This is a genomic window from Leuconostoc rapi (genome assembly GCF_016908715.1).
In the GTDB taxonomy this organism is placed as follows: domain Bacteria; phylum Bacillota; class Bacilli; order Lactobacillales; family Lactobacillaceae; genus Leuconostoc; species Leuconostoc rapi.
The window spans coordinates 132,137-144,324 of the sequence record NZ_JAFBEK010000001.1 but is presented as its reverse complement, the minus strand read 5'-3'; the positions used below and the strand labels follow the sequence as shown (position 1 = coordinate 144,324).

General features: G+C 38.3%; 12 protein-coding genes and 1 tRNA gene. 1 reads left to right on the top strand and 12 read right to left on the bottom strand.

Going from position 1 to position 12,188, the window contains the following annotated elements; genetic code table 11:
- Nucleotides 1-55: 55 nt before the first annotated feature.
- Nucleotides 56-670, bottom strand: coding sequence for an ECF transporter S component (locus tag JOD28_RS00660; RefSeq protein ID WP_204768997.1), 615 nt, complete (start codon nt 668-670; stop codon nt 56-58).
- Between the two features lie 90 nt (nt 671-760).
- On the opposite strand from JOD28_RS00660, the gene JOD28_RS00655 reads away from it, so the two are divergent.
- Nucleotides 761-833: transfer RNA gene (locus tag JOD28_RS00655), tRNA-Arg, on the top strand.
- A gap of 20 nt (nt 834-853) precedes the next feature.
- Here the strand turns inward: JOD28_RS00655 and JOD28_RS00650 are convergent.
- The 11 genes from JOD28_RS00650 to murG form a co-directional block, all read right to left on the bottom strand.
- Nucleotides 854-1,468, bottom strand: coding sequence for an ECF transporter S component (locus JOD28_RS00650; RefSeq protein WP_204768996.1), 615 nt, complete (start codon nt 1,466-1,468; stop codon nt 854-856).
- 145 nt (nt 1,469-1,613) lie between these two features.
- Complete coding sequence (locus tag JOD28_RS00645; protein WP_204768995.1) at nt 1,614-1,937, bottom strand: PTS sugar transporter subunit IIB; 324 nt, start codon at nt 1,935-1,937, stop codon at nt 1,614-1,616.
- A gap of 168 nt (nt 1,938-2,105) precedes the next feature.
- Nucleotides 2,106-4,901 (bottom strand): isoleucine--tRNA ligase, encoded by a 2,796-nt coding sequence (gene ileS, locus JOD28_RS00640; RefSeq protein WP_204768994.1) that lies wholly within the window; start codon nt 4,899-4,901, stop codon nt 2,106-2,108.
- Nucleotides 4,902-5,193: 292 nt separating this feature from the next.
- The gene (locus tag JOD28_RS00635; protein ID WP_204769283.1) at nt 5,194-5,886 is read right to left on the bottom strand and encodes a DivIVA domain-containing protein; all 693 of its coding nucleotides are present in this window, start codon (nt 5,884-5,886) and stop codon (nt 5,194-5,196) included.
- A gap of 37 nt (nt 5,887-5,923) precedes the next feature.
- Entirely contained in the window at nt 5,924-6,718 is a 795-nt protein-coding gene (locus JOD28_RS00630; protein ID WP_204768993.1) for a YlmH family RNA-binding protein, read from the bottom strand.
- 1 nt (nt 6,719) lies between these two features.
- Nucleotides 6,720-6,983, bottom strand: coding sequence for a YggT family protein (locus JOD28_RS00625; RefSeq protein ID WP_204768992.1), 264 nt, complete (start codon nt 6,981-6,983; stop codon nt 6,720-6,722).
- A 3-nt stretch (nt 6,984-6,986) separates the two neighbouring features.
- Complete coding sequence (locus tag JOD28_RS00620; RefSeq protein ID WP_204768991.1) at nt 6,987-7,445, bottom strand: cell division protein SepF; 459 nt, start codon at nt 7,443-7,445, stop codon at nt 6,987-6,989.
- A gap of 108 nt (nt 7,446-7,553) precedes the next feature.
- Entirely contained in the window at nt 7,554-8,858 is a 1,305-nt protein-coding gene (gene ftsZ, locus JOD28_RS00615; protein ID WP_204768990.1) for a cell division protein FtsZ, read from the bottom strand.
- 21 nt (nt 8,859-8,879) lie between these two features.
- A complete protein-coding gene (gene ftsA, locus JOD28_RS00610) occupies nt 8,880-10,226 on the bottom strand; it encodes a cell division protein FtsA (RefSeq protein WP_204768989.1) in 1,347 nt (448 codons plus the stop codon).
- 88 nt (nt 10,227-10,314) lie between these two features.
- Nucleotides 10,315-11,073, bottom strand: a complete 759-nt coding sequence (locus JOD28_RS00605; protein WP_204768988.1) for a cell division protein FtsQ/DivIB — start codon at nt 11,071-11,073, stop codon at nt 10,315-10,317.
- Between the two features lie 4 nt (nt 11,074-11,077).
- The gene (gene murG / locus JOD28_RS00600; protein ID WP_204768987.1) at nt 11,078-12,187 is read right to left on the bottom strand and encodes an undecaprenyldiphospho-muramoylpentapeptide beta-N-acetylglucosaminyltransferase; all 1,110 of its coding nucleotides are present in this window, start codon (nt 12,185-12,187) and stop codon (nt 11,078-11,080) included.
- Nucleotide 12,188: the final 1 nt, after the last annotated feature.

Here is a 12,188-nt window from a genome sequence, read left to right as displayed (position 1 = left end):
TATTAAAACATACTAATTAATAGTTGTCAATATTTAATTTAAATCACAGAATTAATCATCCCTTAATTCCTGACTTCTCGGCTAAAGGAACTAATATTTTACCAATAATCGTGACTAAAATGGCCCCTGTAATCACTTCAAATATACCGTTAAAAGCAACAATACTAACTAGCCAGCCTAAAATATTATCTGTTGGTACACCTGTAAAATTGGTGTGCATAACCTTAAAACCAACCGCCGTTGACAAGACAACACCAACAGTATTAATCAAAGCAGCTAATGCACCCAAGAAAGCTAATCCAACAACTTGTATTCTCGCACTTTTCTCGCGCAATAATTGATTAAATAACCAACCAATTAAAAATCCCATTAAAAGACGTGGTACGATTGCTGTAATTGGATTTTGAAATATGAGAGAACCAATAGTTCCTGGTGTTGACCATGCTTGCCACAATGTTATTATTCCCCAAAATGCGCCAATAAAAGCGCCCCAGCGCGCGCCTAAAATAATTGCTGCAATAGCCACTGTAAATTGAATAATTGTTGGTGCTGCACCGACAACAAAGGCACCTAGTGGAATATAACCTAACCATGGGATAACAACTTGTATTATCACAATAGCCATGAAAAAAATTGTCAGTACTAAATATTTTGTTCGATTATTTGTCATCGTAGATTTCCTTATCCAGAATAGCGACTACATTAACCAGTCGCGTTATAGTTTGTTTTTAATTTAATTTACGGTATAATAAAATAGTTCGCACTAATAGTTTAACAGGATAAAACGGGGACCTCCTAAGTCTTTGCTCCCAGTTCGAGTCTGGGTTAGTGCATCATATGACTTTTTTTCTTATCAACCATTAATACCTGAGCGTTGTGCAACTGGCAGTAAAATATTGCCTATAACGGTAACCAATATAAATCCAACAATCATTTCAAAAATGGCATTGAACGAGACAATACCGACTAACCAATTCAAAAGATGGTGATCAGGAATTCCTGTAAAATTGGTATGCATTACCGTAAATCCAATAACTGTTAGGATAACCACACCAACCGTATTAATTAAGGCAGCTAACACACCCAAAATACCCAACCCCACTGTCTGAACTGTCGCTGATCGATTACGCAAAAACATGTTAAATAGGATACCGATTAATAAACCAACTAAAATACGTGGCAACAAGGCAGTAACTGGATTTTGAAACATTAACGAGCCAATAGTCCCCGGATGTGTCAGCGCATTAATGAATGACATGGTTCCCCAAAAGAAACCAACAATGGCGCCATACTTTGGACCAAGCAAAATGCCAGATAATGCCACTGTAAATTGGATAATCGTTGCACTAGCACCAATAACAAACGCACCAAGGGGCATAACGCCAAGCCACGGTATAATCATTTGTATTAACACAATGGCAACAAATAAAGTGGTAATCATATAATACTTTGTTTTTCGATTTGTCATAGCCTTTATACCGGTCACTCGCAATAATGAGAACCGACTCTCTTATGGGATAATTATATTGTATCTTAATAAGCAGGTTAAACACAATCAAAAAACGGCAATTGCGATTACTAGCTTCGATGCGTCATTTTATGGATAACAACGGTCAGCTGTGTTTTAGTAATGCTTCCGCCGTTTTCAATATATTTGCGCCTTTCATCGTACCATAGTCCATCATATCCATCACAGCCATAGGTATACCGTAAATATCAGTTTGATTCTTGATTTCATCTTTTAAATATGAAACTTGTGGTCCTAACAACACAATATCGGGTTGCATATCCTTTAATTTTACCGCGAGATCAGAAATAGCTATCGCAAAAATATCATAGTCTTTTCCTTGATTAACTGCTGATTTTTTCATACTAGCCACTAAAAGTGATGTTGACATACCAGCAGCACACACTAACATAATGCGTTTTGTTGCCATAATGTTTTCTCCTTATAATGTCTTGCATACTTACCTACCTCTATTATACCGCTAATTCTCTTTGGCCATGTAACCGTTTTCTTTCTAAATAAACAAACGCAAAATAAAAAATGTTATTGCATGGTAACTGTGCAATAACATTTTTTATTTAACAAACACGTCGTACTTTTATTCGAACCCTTCTGTTAGGGCTTCAGGATAAAACTCGCGTACAATGTCGGCTTCATGTTGCGATAGTTCTGGGAATGCTTCATCAGCACCCAAATCCTCGTGGAACATGCGATCACGTGGTGAGACTCCACCAACAGCATGTTTAACATCAATCAATACACCGTCATATGACTTAACGTCGGCTGTGGCTGTGTTCGCATCAACAATGTAAAGTTGAGAAACCATAAGCAATAACCTGACATCTGCATTTAAATTCTGTAATAATGCTTTTTGTTCAGAAGTAACATAGAGCGTCAAAGCTGCTTCGGCATTTTTACCGATTAATTCAACGCCACGTGCCTCTTCAAGCGCCTTATTCACAGCATCACGTAGAGACATGAATGTTGACCAATTCTCTAACAAATGCGTTACGTTTCCAAGATCTTGTACTTCTGGCATTTCTGATAAGTAAGCAAAGTCTAACGTTTCATTTGGCAAGTATTCCCAAACTTCTTCAGCTGTATGTGGCAAAATTGGCAACAAGAGCTTTGTTAATGCTAACAGTGTTTCATAAAATACTGTTTGCATAGAACGTCGTGCATGTCCAGTCGGTGCTTCAACATATACCACGTCTTTGGCAATATCCAAATAAAAGGCTGATAAATCAACGTTAACGAAATTAATCACACGTTTGAAAATATCGTTAAATTGATAGTTGTCATAAGACTGACGAATATCTTTAATAAAGTTATTTAGTAACACAGAAAAATATTGATCATGTCCAGCACGATCAGCAAATGGCACAGCATCAGTTATGACATTATAATCTGTTGTATTGGCCATTAGGAAACGTAATGTGTTTCTTAATTTACGATAACTTTCAGATACTTGTTTTAGTATTTCATTTGAGACTGGCATATCTTGTGATGTGTCAACAGAAATTGTCCACAAACGCAAAATTTCAATACCCATTTTATCAGCCACATCAAGTGGTGAAATCGTATTACCAAGTGATTTGGACATCTTATTGCCTTTACCATCTAACGTAAATCCTTGTGATAATACATTCTTGTAAGGTGCATGCCCAGTAGCAGCGACTGATGTGATTAGGGACGAGTTAAACCACCCACGATACTGATCCGAGCCTTCCAAATACAGGTCGGCAGGATAATCTAAATGGTCACGTGTATTCATAACACCGGCCCAAGACGACCCTGAGTCGAACCAAACATCCATGATGTCTTCTTCTTTGGTAAATTGACCATTTGGTGAATGCTCATTTGTGTAACCATCAGGCAGTAAGTCTTTAGCCTCATGCTCAAACCAGTAATTTGAGCCATGCGCTTCAAATAAATCAGCCACATGATTAATAATTTCTTGATCCACAATCGGTGTTTGATCTTCCGCATAGAATATTGGTAGCGGCACACCCCACACACGTTGACGTGAGATAACCCAATCACCACGGTCACGTATCATATTGTAAAGTCGCTTCTTGCCCCATTCAGGATAAAAAGTCACATGATCAAGTTCGTTTAATATATTTTGACGGAACTTTTCTACAGATGCAAACCACTGTGGCACTGCACGCCAGATAATTGGTTTCTTTGTACGCCAATCAAAAGGATAAGAATGTGTAATTTTTTCTTTTGCTAAAAACAGCTGTGCATCTTTTAACTTATTAATGACAACACCAACAACATCATCATAAAACTTGCCTTCAAAATCAGGGCCGGCGTTTTTTGTCATGTAACCCTTTTCGTCCACTGTCACAAACGCCTCAAGACCATACTTCATACCAACATTAAAATCATCTTCACCAAAACCTGGGGCTGTATGCACTAACCCCGTACCGGAATCTAATGTCACATGATCCGCATTCATGACTAATTCTTCAGTTTCAGAATCCCAAGGATGGTACGCTGTTATGCGATCTAGTTCTTGTCCTTGATAAGTTGCAAGAATTTTATAATTTTCCCAACCAAATAGCGGGGCAATTGCTTCCAAACGACCAGTTGCAATCACAAAATTTCGTGTTTCACCCTCAGGTTGAATAACGGCATATGTCATATCCGGACCAAGCGTAATACCACGTGATGCTGTTACTGTGAATGGCGTTGTTGTCCAAACAACAAAATACGTATCGTTATCGAGAACACCTTTGCCATCCTTGACCTGATTGGCATAGTACAATGAAACAGAATCAATGTCATGATATTCTATTTCCGCTTCTGCAAGCGCAGACTCTGATGACCATGACCAGTAAACAGGTTTTGATCCTTTGAATATATAGCCTTTACCAGCCATCTCACCAAAGACACGCACTTGTGCAGCTTCAAATTCAGGTAGCAAGGTAATATATGGATTTTGCCAATCAGCCATGATGCCCAAGCGCTTGAAATCATTTCTTTGCTTATCAACCTGTTCCAAAGCAAAATCTTTTGCTAAATTACGCCAATCTGCCTTTCTCATCGATTTACGATCATAACCAGCTTTTGTCAACTGTTGTTCAATTGGCAAACCATGTGTATCCCACCCCGGAACATAGGGTGCGTAAAATCCAGCCATATTCTTATAACGAACAATAATATCTTTTGAAATTTTATTTAAAGCATGACCTAAATGAATGTTACCATTGGCGTATGGTGGTCCATCATGCAAATTGAAATGAGGTTTATTTTCATTTTGTGTCAATCTTTGCTGATACAAATTAGTATCATACCATTTTTGTTGACGAACAGGCTCTGTTTTTGGTAACGAACCGCGCATTGGAAAATCAGTTTTTCCTAGATTAAGTGTGTCTTTATACTTCATTTAATTTCTCCCGTCGTTTATCTTTATTCTCAGTAGTAAACTGTGTCGTGTTAAAATAAAAAAGTGTCCCTATGTCAAAATGACATAGGGACACTTTCGCGTGGTACCACCCAAGTTTAGTTATATTAAATAACCCTCAAACCAGTGTTAACGGACTGCACCGTTTGAACTTACTAAAAAATTCAGTTCAACAAAACTTGTAACTGATTTGAATGGCTACAGTGACGATCATCTCAAACCACCATGACTCGCTGCGCGTATGTATGCCAATCTTTTTGTGTTACGCTTTTTACTATTTATTATTATCGTTGCTATTTTCTTCTGATTCTGGAAACACCACAACTGGACCTGAGGCCGGCTTTGCTTCAGTTGTCGTATCATCTGTCGTTTCTGAAACTACCTGCTGTTGGTCTTCAACATCAGGCAACACGTCATCATTTGTTGCGACATGATCAACACGTTTGGCAGTAGCTTCGCCAAGCGGTAAATGATGAACCGCTTCAGCTAATTCATCATTTTCTATTAGTTTACGCTGAAGTGTTAATAATTTCAAGAAAGAATTTTTGAAATTTTCAACTTCTGTTCGTAGCTGATTCTGCTCATCAATCAAATCAGCATTTTCTTGTGCTAAATTCGATGCCTCAGACTCAGCCTTGGTACGTGCGTCACTAATGATTTTAGTGGCAGATTCTTGAGCGTGCGTCAGCTGTTTTTTCACTTCAACATCAGCCTCTTGTTTTAAACGATCAGCCGCTTCTTGAGCAACAAAGATAGATTGATTAACTTGTTCACGCTTAGCCTCTAGTTCGTCTACCCTAGCTTGTAAACTACTATTGTCATTGTGTAATTTATCGCGTTCAGCAATCAATGTCTCATAATCACTATTGACAGTATCGAGAAATGCATCGACTTCCGACGCAATATAGGCACGCGAACCTTTTTTAGTAAATTCGTGGTTCAAAATTTCATCAGGTGTTAATAACATCATATCTCCTTTTAATTTTGAAATATTTCGTGTTAAGCTAACGACGAATAATATTTACAACTGTTTTAATCTTATCTTTTTTACTCAAGCCATCAATCATCGCCAGTTGTAAACGACCATAGTGACGCACAGACACCATATCACCGACAGCAATGACATGATCTGGCTTAAGCATCGTTGTCCAATTAATACGAACTTGCTCTTGTTCAACTAATGACTTTGCCACACGTCGTGGTATATCAAAAGCAGCTGAAATAGTAGTATCAATGCGTAACGATGAAAGTAGTAAAAATACTTCGTCCCAATCATCACGTGCTGTCACAAAGGCATGATCTAAGTTTTGTTCCAGTAACATGACTTTTACGCGGCCAATTTTTTCAACCGTTTGCTGGATATACGCCACCATTTTAGCATCAACAACAATTTGCCATTGCTCTTGATGAGATAAAATATCACCAATAACAGCACGTTCTATACCCGCGCTCATAAATGAACCGAGTATTGTTGCGTGATGTAACTCGGTAAATTTGACTGGATACTTAATTTCTAATACCGCTAACTCAAAATCTGATAAGTTAATCTCGTAAAAACGAGGTGCGATAAAAGCACGTTGGCTTTCAGCATTAGGCACGACACCATTAAATTGAACAACTAAATCTTTTGCCCGATTAACGCATGTTTGCAAAATGTATTGCTCACGTGGGTTTAAAAATCGTGTCAATATGCCACGATACTCATCCTCACTCTGACGAATCCAATCGCTTACTTGTTGTATAAACTTTTCTTCTTCTGGTCGAAAATGTTGCACTACTGCAATTTTATTTTCTGCCATACTACACAAATAGTAACACTAAATGTGTCAGACCACTAATTGCAAAATTCAATGCTAATATTGCCACAATCGGAGAAATATCAATCATACCCCCAATAGGTGGTATGATTCTAAATAGATTCAAATAAGGTGAAACAATACGCTGAAGCCAACGTCCTAATGTTGATTGCTGTGCACCAGGCAACCAAGACATCAAAACATAAATAACAATAGCGTATTCATAATAGTGTGCGATACGGATAATCCAATTTAAAATTTCAATCATATATTAATACCGTGTATTGGGTTCTAAATTATCAGTTAGCGTCCCAGAAATTTCAAATGTTGCTGGTGTGACCAAAAATATTGATTGACCAATACGTTCGATTTCGCCATTTACAGCGTAAATTGCACCACCTAAGAAGTCTAGAATGCGCTTAGCTTGTGCTTCATCGATTTGTGTAAAGTTAACAATAACAGCCTCACCACCTAAAATTTGAGAAGCAATCGCTCGGGAATCAGAATAAACTTTAGGCTCAAATAAAGCAATTTTACTATTCGCATTACTTGGATCAGTCATTGTTGATTGAGATGCTTGACGGCCAAAGTAAGTTGCTTGTTGTGAATTTTGTTGAATTGGTTGTTGAAATTGTTGTTGTTCTTGATAACTATTATTGTCATAGTCATCTTCATATAGATCGTCTTCATCATTACTGAAAAGGCGTTTAATTGTATCACCTAATGCCATAGTTTCTCCTTAACACGCAGGTTGGTGATTGCTATGTACAAACAATGAATTAACCATAATTCATCGATTTATCACACAATCAAGGTGCCCTCAACCTATACCGGTATTTTAACGTTTCTTAAAAAATGGTGGTTGCTCGTTATCATCGTCAGTGTTTGAGAAATCAACAGATGTCGTGTTTGATGTTGGTGTATTAAATACATCAAAAGATTGTTTTTTGACACCTTCAAAGCGGCCATCTTCAGCAAATGCATCTTTCGATTCACCACTAATATTCCAATCAGCAAATGGGTCATTCTGTGTTGGGTTAACTGTTGATTTAACAGGTTCTGAGTCTGGCTTTTCAAAAATTGATGTATTCTGTGCAGGCTGTGTTGCATCTCTGCTTGATGTGCCAAAAACTTTAGCTGCATTGGCTTTAGGTGCTGCGCTCTTCGTTGATGCTGGATCAACTGTCGCATTTTGCAAACCCGTTGCAATCACTGTGACACGAATCGAATCACCTAAGTTTTCATCAATGGATGTACCAAAAATAACGTTAACTTCTCGTCCAGCTTCTTGTGCAATCACTTCTGATGCAGTTTGCGCTTCGAACAAAGACATATCTAGTCCACCTGTAATATTTAACAAAACATCCTCAGCACCAGACATATCTACTTCAAGTAATGGTGATGAAATTGCTTGTTTCGTTGCATCAGCAGCACGTGTTTCGCCATTTGCTTGGCCAACACCCATTAATGCAGGGCCAGCATCTTGCATCACTGTCTTGACATCAGCAAAATCAAGGTTAATAAAGCCTGGGTTGGTAATCAATTCTGAAATACCACGAACACCCTGTGCCACAACTTCGTCCACAACTTTGAATGCTTCTGACAAAGGTGTTCGTAGATCAATACGATCCTTTAAACGTTCGTTGGTAATCACGATGAGAGAATCAACAGATTCTGACAAAGCTTGCAAGCCTTCAGCAGCAAATCGACCACGCTTTGGGCCTTCCCATTTAAATGGTCGTGTTACAACAGCTACAGTCAATGCCCCTTGCTCTTTGGCAATACGTGCCACAACGGGTGCTGCACCATTTCCTGTACCACCACCCATTCCGGCAGTAATAACAACCATATCAGCACCTGAAATTGCTGTTGCAATAGCTTCAGATGATTCTTCAGCAGCTTTTGTACCACGTTCTGGATTAGACCCTGCGCCTAATCCACCTGTGAGTTTTGGTCCAATTTGAATTTTAATGTCAGCATTTGACTTATCCAATGCTTGAACATCGGTATTGGCAACAATAAATTCAACGCCACTAACACCTTCTTCTATCATATGATTAACAGCGTTTGAACCACCGCCACCAACACCAATAACTTTAATGATTGCGCCAGTCTCTTGGGCGTCATCAATTGAAAAATCCATGAGTTATCTCCTTAAATTATATTAATCTTCGCTAAATAAGTTCTTAATCATTTGAATCAATCGCCCAAATAAACTTTTTTGAGGTTGGTCATCTGACGTGCCATTATAATGAATGGCTTGAGCATTTGATTCAGGCAGTTCAGAATACTCTTTTGCCTGAATTGTTGTTTGTGATACATTTTCCGGATTAGTATGATCTTCACGTCGTGACATGATCACTTGTTTGATAACTTGTTGCGTCATATTTTCACGTGAAGCAAACATAGCATAAGACATCGCTCTTGTGTAAGATGGATGTCTCAGACCAATTTGATCTGGCACAAACAGTCGTACATTTTCGCCTAGAATTTGTTTAGCAAAATCTACAGTCCCTGGTAATGCGGCATTACCACCCGTTAACACAAAACCACCGGGCATGTTTAAGCCATTAACAGTATTTAACGGATCAAAGGCACGCCTATATATTTGTTCCAATCGTGCTGCAATAATTTCGGATAAATAACGTTCATTGCTAACATGTGGTTGATTATCCCCAACAACTGCGATCGGAAATTCTTTATCAGCACTCGCTTGATTAGGATCAGCATAACCAAAACTACGCTTAATCTTTTCTGCATGTATATAAGATGTTTCAAGTACTGTCGAAATGTCTTTGGTGACATTATCGCCACCTTCTAAATCAACATGATTAAATTTTAATTGCCGATCATGAACAATGGAAGTTGTCGTTTGTCCGCCACCAAGATCAATCAATACTGTACCAAAATCTTGTTCCCCATCGTTCAAAATACTTTTACCGACAGCCAGTGGTGCAAGTACAAATTCTCTTAAGGACAACCCAGCTTTTTGAATAGCCATTCGAGTGTTGTCCAAAATTTTAGTTGGACCCACATATGCCGTACCGCGCATTTCAAGGCGCACACCAATCATTTCGTGTGGATCTTGAATACCATCAAAACCATCAACACTAAACTCATCAGCAATTAATTCAATCACATCATGATCAGCTGATACGCTATGAGACAATGCTTGGTGGGCAACATTTTGCACATCCGCATAAGTAATTCGTTTATTTTGATTAGCAATAGAAACGAGGCCTTCAACATGAATCATTTCAATTTGATTTGCAGAGATACCTGCAACAACTTCATTAATTTGAAAATTTGCTTTTTCTTGTGCTTGCGCAATCGCTTCGCGAATCGCGTTAGCAGTCGCATCAATGTCTATAATGACACCCTTGCGCAAACCATGTGACGGTGCATTACCTGCACCAATCACGTTAAATTCATTACCCGTTGTTTGCGCAATGACCACCTTGATGGACGTCGTGCCAATATCTAAACCGACCGTCACGCCTGAATTATTCATGCGTCGTGCCCCTTTACAAAATTATTTTTTAATAAAATATACCTAACAATAATAATATCATAAATTAGGTGTATTACGCTACCAATTATTACTTCTGATGTGCTTTATTATCAGCTTTCTTTTTGGTTACATTTGCATGTGATGTGCCATAAGCATATGAATAAGCACCAAACTGTAAATCAACAACACCCTTACTGGGCATTTGAGCAGCAATTCCAGGATAGTAGCTAATTTTCTTTCCAAATGTACCTAACGTTGCATAAACTGTATTGCCATCATTCATAATAATTAATAAGCGATTCGCATTATCCTTGTTAGGTGAAAAATTAATTTGACTAATATTTTGTCGCAACGTTAGTTCTAACTTTACAAATTCTGCTACCACCATTTTAACATCTGCTTGATTGCTGAATCCCGCATATATAGGTGCATTTCCCTCAGGGCTCTGAACTTTATTCTGTACACCATTTCGGTTAATAACATACCATTGTTTATTTTTTTGAATATAGCCTGCTGTCACTTTTTCGACAATGTCAATTGTCACTTGACGACCTTCTTGTGTGACTTTGGCTGTGTCTATTTTATCATCATGTTTAATAATCTTTTGCGCAATAAATTGTGTTTGTCCCGTCACTTTCCATGATGGCGTGTTGGGATAAATACCAGCATACTGCTCAATTTTTTCAGATGGTATTAAAGTTGACTGGACATCAACTGTTTTAATCGTTTGCCAAGGTTGTAGTAGCAATAAAGTACCTAAAGCAATCACAACAAAAACTGCTAAACTTATCCAAAGTTGTAGCGGCCATTTAATTTTTAATATTTGATTGTGTCTTACAACAGTCAATAAATTAATCTTTCTTCTCTAAAATAGCATCTTGGATTAGGCGGTACAACCGATCACCTGCGTCTGGCATACCGACTTTTACAACCTGTGCAGCCATATTATCACTTATAATTTCATTAAGCAATAATTTATCTGCAGCATCAACGAGTGACTGACCAGTCAGCTCTGTTTCTGTCACTAGAAGCGCCGCACCATCATCCACCAAGCTTTGTGCATTTTTTGTTTGGTGATTACCCGTTACATGAAGGCTAGGCACTAAGATGGATGGAATCCCTAAAGCAGTAATTTCTGCAATTGATGTTGCTCCTGCCCGTGACACAATCGCATCAGTTTTTGCCAAAACTTCTGGCATGTTGTCAATATAAGGTACAATCCTAACATTATCAGCCGCAGAAATTTTTTGTTCACTCAGTTTGTTTAATACGTTATCATAGCGCTTAGGTCCAGTAACAACCACAACTTGATATTGACGCAAATTAAATTCATTTATGGCATCAATTACTGCCAAGTTAATAGCAGGTGCACCTTGTGAACCACCAAAAATGAGTAAAGTTGCTTTATCATCTCGTAAGCCTAAACTTTGCCAAGAAAAAGTTGACTTAATGTGTGCAACCTGTTGTGCACGTGGATTGCCTACCAATGTCGCTTTTCCCGCTGGAAATTGCTGTTTAGCAACATCAAAAGCCACACCAATCTTCGTTGCACCACGTGCTAAAAATTTATTAGTCACACCAGCGACAGAATTTTGCTCGTGGATAACTGTTGGCATATGCATACGTTGTGCAGCATACACAACAGCCCCTGCAACATAACCACCTGTACCCACCACAACATCTGGTTTAAAGTCTTTGATAATTTTCTTAGATTGCCTAACTGCTTTTAAAAATAAGTTGACCGTTTTAATATTGTCCAATGACAATGATCGTTTAAAACCTTGTACGGTTAATTGTTCAAAAGCCATACCTGTGGCTGGCACGATATGTGACTCGACACCACGTTCTGAACCAACGTATAAAAATTCTGCTTCTGGTTCATGTTGTTTAATGACTTCTGCGAGTGCGAGCGCTGGATAAATATGGCCACCAGTACCACCACCTGATAAAATCACACGCATA